Source organism: Blastococcus sp. SYSU DS1021 (assembly GCF_054050995.1).
On the sequence record NZ_JBJHAL010000004.1, the window covers coordinates 91,629 to 107,400 of the forward strand.

The following is a 15,772-nucleotide window of genomic DNA, read 5'->3' on the forward strand; positions in this document are numbered from 1 at the left end:
GCGTGAGCGAGCACCAGCACCAGTACCCCGGCGCAGGCCAGCAGTACGGCTGGCAGCCACCGCTGTCGACGCCCCACCAGCCGACGACGCCGCAGCCGGTCACGTCCCCGGGCTACCCCGGCTACGGGGGGCTGCCGGCACCGGCGGCCGAGCAGCCGCCGTCCCGGCGCGGGAGCCGGCTGCGCATCGGCCTGGCCGGCCTCGTCGCCGGCGCGCTCATCGGCGGGGGCGCCGGAGCCGGCGTCACCGCGCTGCTCGACGAGCCGGTCGCCGGCACCAGCAGCTCCGCCGCCGCGCAGAGCGTGACCACCGAGAACCCGGAGCGGGCGACCACGGCCACGGCCGCCGCGGCGAAGGCCGCCCCCAGCGTCGTGACCGTCTACGTGACCACGGGCACCAGCGCGGGCAGCGGGTCCGGCGTCGTCCTGACCGCCGACGGCTACGTGCTCACCAACAACCACGTCGTCGCCGCCGGCGGCGCCGGCTCCGGCACGGTGCAGGTGCGCACCGCCGACGGCACCCTCTACGACGCCGAGGTCGTCGGCACCGACCCCGCCTTCGACCTCGCCGTGCTGCGGCTGGAGGGCGCCGACGACCTGGTCCCGGCGACCTTCGCCGACTCCGACGAGGTGCAGGTCGGTGACATCGCCGTTGCCATCGGCGCCCCGCTCGGCCTGTCCAACACGGTCACCGACGGCATCATCAGCGCCACCGGCCGCGCGGTGGCCACCGGGTCCACGCAGGACGACGCGACCGTGCTCGACGCCATCCAGACCGATGCCGCGATCAACCCCGGCAACTCCGGCGGCGCGCTCGTCGACGGCGCCGGCGAGGTGATCGGCATCAACACCGCGATCGCCACCGTGGCCTCCGGCATCCCGGGTGCGCAGGGGCAGAGCGGCAACATCGGCGTCGGCTTCGCCATCCCCGGCAACACCGCGCAGCGGGTGGCCCAGGAGATCATCGAGACCGGCACCGCCACCCGCGCCTTCCTCGGAGTGACTCCCCGGACCGCCGCCGACGACCAGAACCGCGAGGTCGGCACCGGCGCGGAGGTGGTCACCGTGCACCCCGGTAGCGCCGCCGAGGAGGCCGGGCTGGAGCCGGGCGACGTCGTCACCGCCGTCGGCAAGCGCCCCGTCACCACGTCCACCGAGCTGACCGCCGCGATCCGCAGCCGGACCCCCGGCGAGACGGTCCAGCTGACCGTGCGCCGCGGCTCCGACACCCGCACCGTCGAGGTCACCCTGGGCTCGACCAGCTGACGCCCGCGGCGACCACCCGGACCCGATCCCTAGGCTGGTCCGGGTGGCCGCTCCCCCGCTGACCGTCCCGCTGGCCGGGTCGCTCGACGACCCGGCCCGCGCCCGCGATCTGACCCGGATGAAGCGGCTGGCGACCGGGCTGTTCCTGCTGGCCGCCGCCGTCTTCCTCGCCTGCGTGCTCCTCGGCGAGGACGCCGGCGCGTGGGTGGGCTACGTGCGGGCGACGGCGGAGGCCTCGATGGTCGGCGCGCTGGCCGACTGGTTCGCCGTCACCGCGCTGTTCCGGCACCCGCTGCGGCTGCCGATCCCGCACACCGCGATCATCCCGCGCAAGAAGGACCAGATCGGCGAGAGCCTGGGCGCCTTCGTGCAGGAGAACTTCCTGACCCGCGCCGTCGTGGCGGAGAAGCTGGCCACCATCGACGTCCCCGGCCGGCTGGGCGCGTTCCTGGCCGCCCCCGGCCGGGCCGAGCGCCTGGGGGGCGACGCCGCGACCGCGCTCACCGGCCTCACCCACCTGCTCAAGGACGACGACGTGCAGCCCGCCGTCGCCGCGCTGGTGGACCGCAAGCTGCACGAGACGCCCGCCGCCCCGGCGCTGGCCCGGGTGCTCGAGCTGGTGGTCGACGGCGACCGCCACCAGGAGGTCCTCTCTGCGGCGCTGCGGCTCATGGCCCGCTTCCTCGACGAGAACCGGCTGGTCTTCCGGGCCCAGCTGGGGGATGCCTCCCCCGCGTGGGTGCCGGACTGGGTGGACGACCGGGTCTTCGACCGGGCGTTCGCCGGGATGCACCAGTTCATCGCCGAGGTGGCCGCCGATCCGCGGCACGAGCTGCGCCGCTCCTACGACGCCCGGCTGCGCGCCTACGTGGACGCGCTGCGCACCGACCCGGCCACCGCCGCCCGGGTGGAGGAGTTCAAGCACGAGGTGCTGGCCCACCCCGCGGTGCGCGAGTGGTCCGGGTCGCTGTGGACGACGGCGAAGGACGCGGTGCTGGCCGCCGCGGCCGACCCGGCGTCACCGCTGCGCGCCCGCGTGACCGCGCTGATCCGCGACGGTGCGCGGCTGCTGCAGACCGACCCGACCGTGCGGGAGCTGGTCCAGCGGCACAGCGGCCGGGTGGCCGGCTACGTCGCCGAGCGGTTCTCCGGCGACCTCGCCGACCTGGTCAGCAGCACCGTGGCCCGCTGGGACACCGACGAGACGAGCCGGCGGATCGAGCTGCAGGTGGGCCGGGACCTGCAGTGGATCCGGGTCAACGGCACCGTCGTCGGCGGCCTCGCCGGCCTGGTGATCTACACGGTCGCCCAGCTGCTCGGCTGACCGCACTGATGATCAGGTGACCTGATCAACAGGGGTCCTGGCTCAGCGTCGACAGTGAGCCAGGACCACCGGAGGTGAGCCAGGACGACGGAGGAGCGGCGAGCCGGCCGTCAGCGGCGCGCGGCCCCCACCTGGTAGAGCGCGATGCCGGCGGCGACGCTCACGTTGAGCGACTCGGTGTCCCGGGCGATGGGGATGCGGACGACGACGTCGCACTTCTCCCGCACCAGCCGCGAGAGCCCGGTGCCCTCGGCGCCGACGACCAGGGCGACCGGGTCGGCGAAACCGTCGTACTCGTGCAGGTCGACGTCGCCATCGCCGGCCAGCCCGACGGTCTGCAGCCCGGCGTCCTGGTAGGCGGCGAGCGCGCGCGGCAGGTTCACCGCACGGGCGACCCGCAACCGGGCCGCGGCCCCGGCGCTGGTGCGCCAGGCCGACGCGGTCATCCCGACCGCGCGACGCTGCGGCACGACGACGCCGTGGGCGTCGAACGCGGCCGCCGAGCGGACGACCGCCCCGAGGTTGCGCGGGTCGGTCACGCCGTCCATCGCCACGATCAACGGGGCCCGGCCGGAGTTCCGCGCCAGGTCCAGGAGGTCGTCGGGGTGCGCGTAGTCGTACGGCGGCACCTGCAGGCCGATGCCCTGGTGCAGGGCGCCCTGCGACATGCGGTCGAACTCGGGCTTGGTCACCTCCAGCAGCGGCAGCCCCCGGTCGCTGGCCAGGTGCAGCGCCTCGGTGATGCGCTCGTCGGCGCCCGGGCGGGTGGTGTCACCGGTGACGACGTACAACGCCATCGCCGGGATCTGCGCGCGCAGCGCCTCGACGACGGGGTTCCGCCCGAGCAGCAGCTCGGGTGACTCCTCGGCCCGCTGACGGGCGCGCGCCCGGTCGGCGCGCTGGCGCTCCTGCGCCTGGGCCTTGCGCTGGGCGGGGTGCCCGTATCGCTGCTCGGCGGGCGGGGTGGCACCACGACCGGCGAGGGAGCGCCGGTTCTTGCCACCGGTCCCCGCGGTCGCCGTCTTCTTGCCCGCACCCGTCGTGCGGCCGCGGCGCTGGCTGTTGCCGGCCATCAGTGGGTCAGCTCCCATCGGGGTCCCTGGGGGGTGTCCTCGACGGTGACGCCGAGGGCGGCGAGCTGGTCGCGGATCGCGTCCGCCGCCGCGAAGTCCTTGCGCGCCCGCGCCGCCTGGCGCTGCTCGAGCGCCAGGGCCACGAGGCCGTCCGTCGCGCGGGCGAGCCGGTCGTCGGCACCGGTGGCCGCCCACTGGGGGTCGAGCGGGTCCAGGCCGAGCACGCCGAGCATCGCGCGCACCGAGCCGAGCGTGCCCGCGACCGCGGTGTCGTTCCCGTCGGCGAGGGCCGTGTTGCCCTCGCGGACCGTGTCGTGGATCGCGGCGATCGCCGCGGGCGTGCCGAGGTCGTCGTCGAGCGCGGCGCTGAAGTCGGCGCAGAGCACCGGCGCGCCGGCGTCGGCGCCCACCCGCTCGGCCGCGCGCTTCACGAACGACTCGATCCGCCGGTAGGCCGCGCCGGCCTCCTCGAGTGCGGCGTCGGTGAATTCGACCGTCGAACGGTAGTGCGGTGCCACCAGGTAGTAGCGCAGCTCGACCGGGCGCACCCGCCGCACGACCTCGTCGACCAGCGCTGTGTTGCCCAGCGACTTGCTCATCTTCTCGCCGCCGAGGGTGACCCAGCCGTTGTGCAGCCAGTACCGGGCGAACCCGTCGCCGGCGGCCCGCGACTGCGCCTGCTCGTTCTCGTGGTGCGGGAACCGCAGGTCCAGCCCGCCGCCGTGGATGTCGAACTCCGCGCCGAGGTAGCGCTCGGCCATCGCCGAGCACTCGAGGTGCCAGCCGGGGCGGCCGCGGCCCCACGGCGTGGGCCAGGAGGCGGTCGCCGGCTCGCCGGGCTTGGCAGCCTTCCACAGCGCGAAGTCCCGCGGGTCGCGCTTGCGCTCGTCGGTGTCGGTGTCCGCGGCGGGCTCGAGGGCGTCGAGCCGCTGACCGGTGAGCGCCCCGTACTCGGGGAAGGACCGGACGTCGAAGTAGACGTCGCCGTCGACGGCGTAGGCGTGCCCGCGGTCGATCAGCCGCTGCATGAGCTCGACCATCTCCGGGATGTGCCCGGTCGCGCGCGGTTCGTAGGTCGGCGGCAGGACGCCGAGCACGTCGTAGGCGCGCGTGCTGGCCCGCTCGAACTCGTACGCCCAGGCCCACCACGGGACGTCGCGCTCGGCGGCCTTGGTGAGGATCTTGTCGTCGATGTCGGTGACGTTGCGGACGTAGGTGACCTCCAGGCCGCGCGCGGTCAGCCAGCGGCGGAGGACGTCGAAGGAGACCGCCGCCCGGACGTGCCCGACGTGCGGCGGGCCCTGCACGGTGAGACCGCAGACGTAGACGGACGCCTGCCCGGCACGCAGGGGCGTGAAGTCGCGGACCGCGCGGGCGGCCGTGTCGTACAGGCGGAGGCTCACTGCGTGGAGTCTACGGAGCGACGTGACCGGCCCGTGCGGCGTCGGTGACGTCCTCCCCCGTCCGGACCACCAGGGCGGTCGCCACCGCGGCCCGGCCCTCACCGCGACCGGTGAGCCCGAGGCCGTCGGTGGTGGTCGCCGTGACGCTGACCGGGGCGCCGAGCGCGGCGGAGAGCACCGCCTCGGCCTCCCCCCGGCGCGGACCCACCTTGGGCGCCGTCGACACCAGCTGCACCGCGGCGTTGCCCACCCGCCAACCCGCGGTGGCGAGCACCTCGCGCACGTGGGTGAGCACGTCGGCGCCGCGTGCGCCGGCCCAGCGGGGGTCGTCGGTGCCCAGCAGCCCGCCGATGTCACCGAGCCCGGCGGCGGAGAGGACGGCATCGGTGAGCGCGTGGGCGACGACGTCGCCGTCGGAGTGCCCCGCGCAGCCGTCGGCGCCGGGCCACTCGAGGCCGGCGAGCCAGCAGGCCCGGCCGGGCTCGATCGGGTGGACGTCGGTGCCGATGCCGACCCGCGGCAGGTCGCTCACCGGGGCACCTGGCTCGCCGTCAGGCCCACACCCAGCTCCGCCAGCGCCAGGTCGTGCGGCACGGTGATCTTCGCCGACCGCTCGTCACCGGGGACGGTGTGCACCGGAACACCCGCGGCACGGACGACGGCGGCGTCGTCGGTGAGCTCGGCGGCGTCGTCCAGCGCGGCGTAGGCGGCGACCAGGGTGGCCCGGTGGAAGCCCTGCGGTGTCTGCACCCGGCGGAGCGGGGCGCGGGGCACCGCATCGGTGATCGCGCCGTCGTCGTCCACCAGCACGGTGGTGTCGATGACGGGCAGCACCGGGACGACGGCACGGGCACCGGCGGCCACGGCGTCCAGCACCCGCGCGACCGCCGCGGGCGGGGTCAGCGGGCGGGCGGCGTCGTGCACGAGGACGACGTCGGCCCGTGGACCGGCGGCGGCCAGGCCGGCGCGGACCGATGCGGTCCGGGTGGCACCGCCGTCGACGAGCCGGACCTCCGGCGGCAGGACCGCCGCGAAGGCGGCGCGCTCGGCGGCGGGGACGGTGACCACGATCTCGGCGACCCCGCCCGCGCGCAGGCCGTCGACGGCCCAGCAGACCAGCGGGCGCCCCGCGAGCGGGACGAGCGCCTTCGGCCGGTCGGCCCCCAGACGCGAACCGCTCCCGGCCGCTGCGACGATCGCGACAGCGTGCACGGGAGCGGTTCGGGGGGAACGCGGAGCGCTCAGCTGGCGAGGACCTCGTCGAGCAGGACCTCGGCCTTGTCCTCGTTGGTGCCCTCGGCGAGCGCGAGCTCGCTGACCAGGATCTGGCGGGCCTTCGAGAGCATGCGCTTCTCGCCGGCGGAGAGGCCGCGGTCCTTGTCGCGACGCCACAGGTCGCGGACCACCTCGGCCACCTTGTTGACGTCGCCGGAGGCCAGCTTCTCGAGGTTGGCCTTGTAGCGGCGTGACCAGTTCGTCGGCTCCTCGGTGTGCGGGGCGCGGAGCACCTCGAACACCCGGTTGAGCCCCTCCTGACCGACGACGTCACGGACGCCGACGATCTCTGCGTTGTCGGCCGGCACGCGCACGGTGAGGTCGCCCTGGGCGACCTTCAGCACGAGGTAAGCCTTCTCTTCACCCTTGATCGTGCGCTTCTCGATCGCCTCGATGAGCGCGGCACCGTGGTGCGGGTAGACGACGGTCTCGCCGACAGTGAAGCCCATGTGGATGTGACCCCTTTCGCTTCTCCCAGGTTAGCACGGCAGACTGACCAACGGATCGGCACCGGGCAGTAAATCTGCAGGTCAGCGGCCTGGGCCAGAGCCGCGGAGGGGTTGACAGAGCGTGGTTGATGTGCCTGCGGCGGCCGCCCCTCGGGGTGCGACGGCCCGCGCGCTGTTCCGCGCGACGCACCCGGGCCCGGCCCTCGCGGTCACCACCACGGCCACCCTGCTGGCCGTGGTGGCCGACGTGCCGCCGGCCCGGACCGCGCTGCTCTGCGCTGCCGTCCTCGCAGGTCAGGCGTCCATCGGCTGGAGCAACGACTGGCTCGACGCCGACCGCGACCGCGCCGTCGCGCGGGCCGACAAGCCGGTCGTGCAGGGCACCGTCGGCCCCGCCGTCCTGCGCCGTGCCGCCCTGTCCGCCGCCGCCGCGGCCGTCGTCCTCTCGCTCCTGCTGGGGCTCCTCCCCGGCGCGCTGCTGCTGCTCCTGGTCGCCAGCGGGTGGGCCTACAACGCCGGGCTCAAGCGCACCGCGTGGTCCGGCGCCGGCTACGTCGTCGGGTTCGGGGCCCTGCCGGCCGGAGTGGTCACCGCCGCCCCGGGGAGCCCCGCACCCCCCTGGTGGCTGATCGCCGCCGGCGCCGCACTGGGCGGCGCCGCCCACCTCGCGAACGTCGCTCCCGACCTCGAGGACGACCTGGCCACCGGGGTCCGCGGGCTCCCGCACCGGCTGGGACCGCGGGTCTCCGCCGCCTGCGGCGCGCTGCTCCTGGCCGGGGCGACGCTGGTGCTGGTGCTCGGCCCCCCGGGCGCGCCCGGGCCGACGGGGTGGGCCGCCCTCGCCCTGGCCGTGCCGGCCGCCACCGTGGCCGCGCTCTCGGGGACGGCGCGCTTCCGGGGGCTCGCCTTCCCCGCCGTGATGCTGCTGACGGTGCTGGACGTCGCGCTCCTGGTGGGCAGCGGTGCCACCCTCGGCTGACGCCCCCGGGCCGAGGGGAACCCGCGACGCCCGCCGCTCCCTGCGGGCGGGGCGCGCAGGCGCCCGATAGGCTCCGGAGGTTCCCGCGCCACCGATCCCCGGTGGCCGGTACGGTCCTGCTGGAGGTCGACAGCTGTGAACCGCGCTCTGCGCGCCGCCACGATGGGCGTTCTGCTCTTCTCCCCGCTCGCCCTCTCGGCGTGCAGCGCCGGCCAGGTCACGCAGACCGCCACGCAGGAGCGCGACAAGGTGGGCGCGATGGCCCAGGTCGGCGACATCGTCCTGCGGCAGGTCGCGGTCACGCACCCCGAGGGCGGCCGCTACGAGGCCGGGGACGACGCCACCCTGCGGCTGGCGATCGTGAACACCGGTGTCGAGGACGAGACCCTGACGGGGGTCACCGGCGAGGGCTTCGGCGAGGCGACGATCAGCGCGGGCGAGGCAGCGGCGACCAGCACCGTCCCGCCGAACACCGGTGGCGGCGTCACCGGCTCCACGGACGCGCCCACCGGTGACGACGGCGAGCTGGAGATCCCCGCGGGGACGACCGTCTTCCTCGGGGAGGACGAGGGCCCCGCGATCACGCTCACCGACCTCGACGAGGAGCTCACGACCGGGGGGCTGGTCGAGCTGACCTTCACCTTCGAGAACGCCGGCGAGATCCCCCTGACGGTCCCGGTGGCCACCCCGGACGAGGTCCTGGAGCGCGGCGAGTCGTTCGACTTCCACCACTCGGAGGAAGAGGGCGGCCACGGCGCCGAGGAGATCGCCCGCGAGCGGGAGTCCGACGTCGGCGACGCCGAGTGACCCTCCCGCTCCACCGCTCTTCCGCCGTCTTGTCGTAGGTCGGGGTTAGCGTCGCCGCGTGCCGCCCGCCGGAGTGAAGACCGCCCGCCCTGCCCACCGCTGCACCGAGTGCGGCTACGCCTCGGCCAAGTGGGTCGGGCGCTGCCCCGAGTGCCAGGCGTGGGGCAGCCTGCAGGAGGTCGGCGCCCCCGCCACCGGGCTGCGGGCCGTCTCGGCCGGCCCGGTGAGCGCCCCCGCCCGCCCGATCGCCCAGGTCGAGCTCGCGGGCGCCCGCGCCGTCCCGACCGGCATCGCGGAGTTCGACCGCGTCCTGGGCGGCGGGCTGGTGCCGGGCGCGGTGCTCCTCGTCGCCGGGGAACCCGGGGTCGGCAAGTCCACGCTCCTGCTCGAGGTGGCCCACCGGGTGGCCGCCGCGGGCGGGCCGGCCCTCGTCGTCTCCGGGGAGGAGTCGGCCGGCCAGGTCCGGCTGCGCGCGGAGCGGATCGGCGCCCTGCACGACCGGCTGTACCTGGCCGCCGAGACAGAGCTCTCGGCGGTGCTGGCCCACGTCGAGGCCGTCAACCCCTCGCTGCTGATCCTCGACAGCGTGCAGACCGTCCGCTCCCCCGCCGTGGAGGGCACCGACGGCGGCTCGACGCAGGTGCGCGCCGTCGCCTCGGCCCTGACGGGCGTGGCGAAGACCCGGGGCATGACCACGATCCTCGTCGGCCACGTCACCAAGGACGGCGCCATCGCCGGCCCGCGCACCCTCGAGCACCTGGTCGACGTCGTCGTCTCCTTCGACGGCGAGCGGCACTCGACGCTGCGGATGGTACGGGCGACGAAGAACCGGTTCGGCCCGGCCGACGAGATCGGCTGCTTCGAGATCGGCGACAGCGGGGTCGTCGGCGTCCCCGATCCCTCGGCGCTGTTCGTGTCGCGTCGCACCGACCCGGTACCGGGCAGCTGCGTCACCGTCACCCTCGAGGGCAGCCGGCCCCTGCTGGCCGAGGTGCAGGCCCTCGTGGCGAGCACGAGCGGCGGCGGCTCCCCCCGGCGGGCCGTCAGCGGGCTGGACTCGCAGCGGGTCGCCATGGTGAACGCGGTGGTGGAACGGCGTGGGCGCGTCAAGCTCGCCGAGGCCGACGTGTTCGCCGCCTCCGTCGGTGGGGTGCGGATCGCCGAGCCGGCGGCGGACCTGGCCCTGGCGCTGGCGATCGCGTCGGCCGCCAAGGACGCCCCACTGCCGGCCGGCCTGGTGGCACTCGGCGAGGTCGGCCTCTCCGGGGAGATCCGCCGGGTGGGGGGCACCGGCCGCCGGCTGGCCGAGGCCGCCCGCCAGGGCTACCGCGTCGCGCTGGTGCCCCCCGATGCCGGGCAGGCCCCGGCCGGCATGCGGCTGATCGAGGTCCCCGACCTGGGGGCCGCCTTCCACCGCATGTTCTGAGCCCGTAGGGTTTCGTATGGGGGTCGCGGGCGGACGCCGGCACCCCCGAGCCTGCCCGGCCCCCGACGGGGCCACGTAGACTCGGCCACCGAACCACTCGACCGTCAGGAGCGCTCGTGCCCGCCGACGTGGACCCCGAGGTCGCCCTGCGCGAGCTCCTCGGCCGCATCGCCCCCGGCACGGCGCTGCGCGACGGCCTCGAGCGCATCCTGGCCGGCCGCACCGGCGCGCTCATCGTGCTCGGCTACGACCGGGTGGTGGAGTCGATCTGCACCGGCGGCTTCGCCCTCGACGTCGCCCTCTCGGCCACCCGGCTGCGGGAGCTGGCGAAGATGGACGGCGCGGTGATCGTCTCCTACGACGGCAGCCGCATCGTCCGGGCGGGCGTGCACCTCATGCCCGACCCCACCGTTCCGACCGAGGAGTCGGGCACCCGGCACCGCACCGCCGAGCGGGTCGCCGTCCAGACCGGCTACCCGGTGATCTCGGTGAGCCAGTCGATGCACATCATCAGCGTGTACGTCGCCGGCCGCCGGTACACCCTCGAGCACCCCACGACGATCCTCGCCCGAGCGAACCAGGCGCTCGCCGCGCTGGAGCGCTACAAGCTCCGCCTGGACGAGGTGGCGAGCACGCTGTCCGCACTCGAGATCGAGGACCTCGTGACCGTGCGGGACGCGATGAGCGTCAGCCAGCGGCTGGAGATGGTCCGCCGCATCGCCGACGAAATCGAGGGCTTCGTCGTCGAACTGGGCACCGACGGGCGGCTGCTGGCCCTGCAGCTGGACGAGATGCTGGCCGGGGTCGAGGAGGACCGGGGGCTGCTCGTGCGCGACTACCTCCCCGCGGCAGGGCGGCGCCACCGCACGATCGACCAGGTGCTCACCGACCTGCGGGCGCTGACCGCCACGGAGCTGCTCGACCTCTCGGCGGTCGCCCGGTGCTACGGGCTGCCGACGTCGCCGGACGCGCTCGACTCCCCCGTGAGCCCGCGGGGTTACCGGCTGCTCGCCCGGGTGCCCCGGCTGCCCGCCGGCATCATCGACCGGCTGGTCGAGCACTTCGGCGGACTGCAGAAGCTGCTCGCCGCCACGATCGAGGACCTGCTGGCCGTGGAGGGCGTCGGGGAGGCCCGCGCCCGGGGTATCCGGGAGGGCTTGTCCCGGCTGGCCGAGACCTCGATCCTCGACCGCTACAGCTGAGGCTCCGGGACGAGCCTCGTCCCGGACGGGGGCCTCACTGGAGGGTGATCGGGGCATCCCCGGACACCTTGGTGTCCAGCCGGCCACGCAGCACGTAGTCACCCGCCGGCGGGGTCACCCGGGGAGCGGTGCAGGTCGGCTCGCTGGTCAGCCCGCCCCACACCACGGGGAAGACGACCGGCTCCCCCGGCGCCAGCGTGCGCTCGTCGTCGCTGCTCTCCGGGAAGCAGTCGTTGCTGCCCCAGACCCGCGCGCCGTCGGCGTCGACCATCACGAGCTCCTGCAGCTGCTTGTCCAGCCTGCGCACGCACGGCACCGGCGAGGAGTTGACCACCACCAGCTCGAAGGTCGGCTTGCTGCCCACGGGCGCCGTCCCGGGGGTGCGCACCTCGAGGTCCAGCATGTCGTCGGTGCAGGGCCCACCCGGGGTCGGGCCCGCCGGTACCGGTGGCTCGCTGGGTGGCGGCGTCGTCCCCGGCGTTCGGACCCCGGAGGCCGAGGGCACCACCCGCTCCAGGGCGGGCGGCTCGGACGGCGCGGCGCCGCCGGCCGGCGCGGCCGCGGGACCGCTCCCCCCGCTGCTGGTCAGGAGGCTCACCGCGAGCCACGCCAGGCCGCCGAGAACGGCCAGCAGGAGGACCAGCACGGTCAGCCGACGCCGCCAGTAGACGGCAGCGGGCAGCGGACCGACCGGGTGCAACACGCGGGGAACGCTAGTGCGCCCGGTGCGGACTGGTCCGCTCGGCACGCCGCGCCGTGCGCACGGCAGACTGGACGCCCGTGACCGGTCCGACCTCCCCCGCGGCCGCACCTGTCGGCGAGGTGATCGTCGACTGGTACGCCACCGCCGCCCGCGACCTCCCCTGGCGGACGCCAGACGTCGAACCCTGGGCCGTCCTGGTCAGCGAGGTGATGCTGCAGCAGACCCCCGTGGCGCGCGTGGAGCCCGTCTGGCGCGACTGGATGACCCGGTGGCCCACCCCGGCAGAGCTCGCCGCAACGCCGCCCGCCGAGGTGATCCGAGCCTGGGGGAAGCTCGGTTACCCCAGACGAGCCCTGCGGCTGCGGGAGGCCGCGATCGCGATCACCGAGCGGCACGGCGGCGTCGTCCCCGCCGACGTCCCCGCCCTGGAGGCGCTACCGGGCGTCGGCACTTACACCGCCCGGGCCGTCGCCTGCTTCGGGTACGGCCGGCGCCAGCCCGTCGTCGACACCAACGTCCGCCGCGTGGTGGCGCGGCTGGTGCACGGTCGCGCGGAGGCGGGCAACGCCCGGGCCGCCGACCTCGTCGACATCGCCGCGCTGGCACCGGAGGACGACGGCCGCGCCGTCCGCTTCTCGGCCGCGGTGATGGAGCTGGGCGCGCTGGTGTGCGTCGCCGGCACCCCGCGGTGCGGCGCGTGCCCGGTGCGTGACCGCTGCGCCTGGCGGCTGGCCGGCTCCCCGGCTCACGAGGGCCCGCCCCGGCGGGTGCAGAAGTTCACCGGCACCGACCGCCAGGTGCGTGGCCGGCTGCTGGACGTCCTGCGGGCCGCCCACGAGCCCGTGGACACCGCGGCGCTGGAACCGGCCTGGGCCGACGCGGTCCAGCGGTCCCGCTGCCTGTACTCGCTGCTCACCGACGGGCTGGTCGAGCAGACCGCCGACGGGAGATTCGCCCTTCCGACGTGAGGCGCCCTGCGAGGGTCGGCCTGCTGGGCGGGGCCGGAGGCTCCCCACGCGGGTCGACGAAATGGCTCGACGCAGCCGGGGTACGGCACCTGGCCGCGGTGCGATCCGGAGGATCGCCATGTCACGACGACAGGGGCCGCCCCCACCTGGCGGTGGGAGCGGCCCCTGTCGTGGTCCTGCCGGCCTTACTCCGCCGAGGCGGAGCCGTTCTCGTCACCCTCGGCGCCCGAGAGGGCCACCGGCGGGGTGTCGGGCAGGTCGACCGGCTTGGCCTCGCCGCGGAAGGTGAACTTCGCGTCGGTGCCCTCGCCCTCGACGTCCACCACGATGATCTGCCCGCCGGACAGCTCGCCGTAGAGGATCTTCTCGCTCAGCGCGTCCTCGATCTCGCGCTGGATGGTCCGGCGCAGCGGCCGGGCGCCCAGCACGGGGTCGAAGCCCCGGGCGGCCAGCAGCTTCTTCGCCGGCGGCGTGATCTCCAGCGCCATGTCCTTGTTCGCCAGCTGGCTCTCCACCCGGCTGACCATCAGGTCGACGATCTGGACGATCTCCTGCTCGGTCAGCTGGTGGAACACGACGATGTCGTCGATGCGGTTGAGGAACTCCGGCCGGAAGTGCTGCTTGAGCTCCTCGTTGACCTTGAGCTTCATCCGCTCGTAGTTCGACTGGTCGTCGTTGCCGGCCTGGAAGCCGAGGCCCACGGCCTTGGAGATGTCCCGCGTACCGAGGTTGGTGGTGAGGATCAGGATCGTGTTCTTGAAGTCCACGATCCGGCCCTGACCGTCGGTGAGCCGACCGTCCTCGAGAACCTGCAGCAGCGTGTTGAACACGTCCGCGTGCGCCTTCTCGATCTCGTCGAAGAGGACCACCGAGAACGGCTTGCGCCGCACCTTCTCGGTCAGCTGGCCACCCTCGTCGTAACCGACGTACCCCGGAGGGGCACCGACGAGGCGGGACACGGTGAAGCGGTCGTGGAACTCACCCATGTCGATCTGGATGAGCGCGTCGTCCTCACCGAACAGGAACTGCGCCAGCGCCTTCGCCAGCTCCGTCTTACCGACACCCGAGGGGCCGGCGAAGATGAAGGAGCCACCGGGACGGCGCGGGTCCTTGAGGCCCGCCCGCGTGCGCCGGATCGCCTGGCTGACGCTCTTGATGGCCTCTTCCTGGCCGATGATCCGCTTGTGGAGCTCGTCCTCCATGCGGAGCAGACGGGTGGTCTCCTCCTCGGTGAGCTTGAAGACGGGGATGCCGGTCCAGTTGGCCAGCACCTCGGCGATCTGCTCGTCGTCGACCTCGGCGACGACGTCCATGTCGCCGGCCTTCCACTGCTTCTCGCGCTCGGCCTTCTCGCCCAGCAGCTGCTTCTCGGTGTCGCGCAGCGATGCGGCCTTCTCGAAGTCCTGCGCGTCGATCGCCGACTCCTTCTCGCGGCGGACGGCCGCGATCTTGTCGTCGAACTCGCGCAGGTCCGGCGGCGCGGTCATCCGCTTGATCCGCATCCGCGCGCCCGCCTCGTCGATCAGGTCGATCGCCTTGTCGGGCAGGAAGCGGTCGGAGATGTACCGGTCGGCCAGCGTCGCGGCGGCCACGAGCGCGCCGTCGGTGATGCTGATCCGGTGGTGCGCCTCGTACCGGTCGCGCAGCCCCTTGAGGATCTCGATCGTGTGGGCCAGCGTCGGCTCGCCCACCTGGATCGGCTGGAAGCGGCGCTCGAGCGCGGCGTCCTTCTCCAGGTGCTTGCGGTACTCGTCGAGCGTGGTGGCGCCGATGGTCTGCAGCTCGCCGCGGGCCAGCATCGGCTTGAGGATGCTGGCGGCGTCGATCGCGCCCTCGGCGGCACCCGCCCCGACGAGGGTGTGGATCTCGTCGATGAACAGGATGATGTCGCCGCGGGTGCGGATCTCCTTGAGCACCTTCTTGAGCCGCTCCTCGAAGTCACCGCGGTAGCGGGAACCGGCGACGAGCGCACCCAGGTCGAGGGTGTAGAGCTGCTTGTCCTTCAGCGTCTCGGGCACCTCGCCCTTGACGATCGCCTGGGCCAGGCCCTCCACGACGGCGGTCTTGCCGACGCCGGGCTCGCCGATGAGGACCGGGTTGTTCTTGGTGCGCCGCGAGAGCACCTGCATGACCCGCTCGATCTCCTTGGCCCGCCCGATGACCGGGTCGAGCTTGGAGTCGCGCGCGGCCTGGGTCAGGTTGCGGCCGAACTGGTCGAGGACCAGCGAGGTCGACGGCGTGCCCTCGGCGGGGCCGCCGGCCGCGGCCGGCTCCTTGCCCTGGTAGCCGCTCAGCAGCTGGATGACCTGCTGGCGGACGCGGTTGAGGTCGGCGCCGAGCTTCACGAGGACCTGGGCGGCGACGCCCTCGCCCTCGCGGATCAGGCCGAGCAGGATGTGCTCGGTGCCGATGTAGTTGTGGCCGAGCTGCAGCGCCTCGCGCAGCGACAGCTCCAGGACCTTCTTCGCCCGCGGGGTGAAGGGGATGTGCCCGGACGGCGCCTGCTGGCCCTGCCCGATGATCTCCTCGACCTGCTGGCGGACACCCTCGAGCGAGATGCCGAGGGACTCCAGGGCCTTGGCAGCGACGCCCTCACCCTCGTGGATCAAACCCAGGAGGATGTGCTCGGTGCCGATGTAGTTGTGGTTGAGCATCCGGGCCTCTTCCTGGGCCAGGACGACGACACGGCGGGCTCGGTCGGTGAACCGTTCGAACATCTGCTGCTTCTCCTCTGACCGGCTGGTCCGGCGCTGCCCTCCCCGTGCTGGGAAGGAGCACCCGACGTCCGTCGGCGCGCGGGGGCACCGGTCTTTCCACTGTAGTCGCGGACCACGCCGTCCCGTCGTCGTCCGACGGTTCCGGTGGGTGGCTGTCCGTTCCAACCACCCCCTGGCAGGT

Annotated in this window: 14 protein-coding genes; 7 read left to right on the forward strand and 7 right to left on the reverse strand. The window is 74.4% G+C overall.

What is annotated here, in order from left to right; all coding sequences use genetic code 11:
- Positions 1–2: 2 nt before the first annotated feature.
- Both ACI8AP_RS04380 and ACI8AP_RS04385 read left to right on the forward strand, forming a co-directional pair.
- Complete coding sequence (locus ACI8AP_RS04380) at positions 3–1,265, forward strand: S1C family serine protease (RefSeq protein WP_456588113.1); 1,263 nt, start codon at positions 3–5, stop codon at positions 1,263–1,265.
- A 43-nt stretch (positions 1,266–1,308) separates the two neighbouring features.
- Positions 1,309–2,589 carry a DUF445 domain-containing protein gene (locus tag ACI8AP_RS04385; RefSeq protein WP_456588114.1) on the forward strand — a complete coding sequence of 427 codons (1,281 nt, stop codon included), beginning with the start codon at positions 1,309–1,311 and terminating at the stop codon, positions 2,587–2,589.
- A gap of 110 nt (positions 2,590–2,699) precedes the next feature.
- Here ACI8AP_RS04385 and rlmB read toward each other — a convergent pair whose 3' ends face one another.
- The 5 genes from rlmB to ACI8AP_RS04410 are packed head-to-tail and all read right to left on the reverse strand — an operon-like array spanning position 2,700 to position 6,789.
- A complete protein-coding gene (rlmB, locus tag ACI8AP_RS04390; protein WP_456588115.1) occupies positions 2,700–3,680 on the reverse strand; it encodes a 23S rRNA (guanosine(2251)-2'-O)-methyltransferase RlmB in 981 nt (326 codons plus the stop codon).
- Positions 3,662–5,065 (reverse strand): cysteine--tRNA ligase, encoded by a 1,404-nt coding sequence (gene cysS, locus ACI8AP_RS04395; protein WP_456588116.1) that lies wholly within the window; start codon positions 5,063–5,065, stop codon positions 3,662–3,664. The genes rlmB and cysS overlap by 19 nt, the downstream gene beginning before the upstream one ends.
- Positions 5,066–5,075: 10 nt before the next feature.
- Positions 5,076–5,597 (reverse strand): 2-C-methyl-D-erythritol 2,4-cyclodiphosphate synthase, encoded by a 522-nt coding sequence (ispF, locus tag ACI8AP_RS04400; RefSeq protein ID WP_456588117.1) that lies wholly within the window; start codon positions 5,595–5,597, stop codon positions 5,076–5,078.
- Positions 5,594–6,277, reverse strand: coding sequence for a 2-C-methyl-D-erythritol 4-phosphate cytidylyltransferase (ispD, locus tag ACI8AP_RS04405; protein WP_456588118.1), 684 nt, complete (start codon positions 6,275–6,277; stop codon positions 5,594–5,596). The genes ispF and ispD overlap by 4 nt, the downstream gene beginning before the upstream one ends.
- 29 nt (positions 6,278–6,306) lie before the next feature.
- Positions 6,307–6,789: a CarD family transcriptional regulator gene (locus ACI8AP_RS04410; RefSeq protein WP_091929357.1), complete on the reverse strand. Its 483-nt coding sequence runs from the start codon at positions 6,787–6,789 to the stop codon at positions 6,307–6,309.
- Between the two features lie 121 nt (positions 6,790–6,910).
- Between ACI8AP_RS04410 and ACI8AP_RS04415 the strand changes: the two genes are divergently transcribed.
- The 4 genes from ACI8AP_RS04415 to disA all read left to right on the forward strand — a co-directional run bounded on the left by ACI8AP_RS04415 (position 6,911) and on the right by disA (position 11,203).
- Positions 6,911–7,768 (forward strand): UbiA family prenyltransferase, encoded by an 858-nt coding sequence (locus tag ACI8AP_RS04415; RefSeq protein ID WP_456588119.1) that lies wholly within the window; start codon positions 6,911–6,913, stop codon positions 7,766–7,768.
- Between the two features lie 135 nt (positions 7,769–7,903).
- Positions 7,904–8,575 (forward strand): hypothetical protein, encoded by a 672-nt coding sequence (locus ACI8AP_RS04420; RefSeq protein ID WP_456588120.1) that lies wholly within the window; start codon positions 7,904–7,906, stop codon positions 8,573–8,575.
- A 58-nt stretch (positions 8,576–8,633) separates the two neighbouring features.
- Positions 8,634–10,001 (forward strand): DNA repair protein RadA, encoded by a 1,368-nt coding sequence (gene radA, locus ACI8AP_RS04425; RefSeq protein WP_456588121.1) that lies wholly within the window; start codon positions 8,634–8,636, stop codon positions 9,999–10,001.
- A 116-nt stretch (positions 10,002–10,117) separates the two neighbouring features.
- Positions 10,118–11,203, forward strand: coding sequence for a DNA integrity scanning diadenylate cyclase DisA (gene disA, locus ACI8AP_RS04430; protein ID WP_456588122.1), 1,086 nt, complete (start codon positions 10,118–10,120; stop codon positions 11,201–11,203).
- Positions 11,204–11,237: 34 nt separating this feature from the next.
- Here disA and ACI8AP_RS04435 read toward each other — a convergent pair whose 3' ends face one another.
- On the reverse strand, positions 11,238–11,906 hold the full coding sequence (locus tag ACI8AP_RS04435; RefSeq protein ID WP_456588123.1) for a MucR family transcriptional regulator: 669 nt from the start codon (positions 11,904–11,906) through the stop codon (positions 11,238–11,240).
- A gap of 77 nt (positions 11,907–11,983) precedes the next feature.
- On the opposite strand from ACI8AP_RS04435, the gene ACI8AP_RS04440 reads away from it, so the two are divergent.
- Complete coding sequence (locus ACI8AP_RS04440) at positions 11,984–12,874, forward strand: A/G-specific adenine glycosylase (RefSeq protein WP_456588124.1); 891 nt, start codon at positions 11,984–11,986, stop codon at positions 12,872–12,874.
- Between the two features lie 185 nt (positions 12,875–13,059).
- Here ACI8AP_RS04440 and ACI8AP_RS04445 read toward each other — a convergent pair whose 3' ends face one another.
- Positions 13,060–15,591, reverse strand: a complete 2,532-nt coding sequence (locus tag ACI8AP_RS04445) for an ATP-dependent Clp protease ATP-binding subunit (protein ID WP_456588125.1) — start codon at positions 15,589–15,591, stop codon at positions 13,060–13,062.
- Positions 15,592–15,772: the final 181 nt, after the last annotated feature.

Bases quoted from the DNA above. Each gene is read 5' to 3' on its own strand.
- rlmB (WP_456588115.1), bottom strand. From the start codon at position 3,680: ATGGGAGCTGACCCACTGATGGCCGGCAACAGCCAGCGCCGCGGCCGC.
- ACI8AP_RS04410 (WP_091929357.1), bottom strand. From the start codon at position 6,789: ATGGGCTTCACTGTCGGCGAGACCGTCGTCTACCCGCACCACGGTGCC.
- ACI8AP_RS04445 (WP_456588125.1), bottom strand. From the start codon at position 15,591: ATGTTCGAACGGTTCACCGACCGAGCCCGCCGTGTCGTCGTCCTGGCC.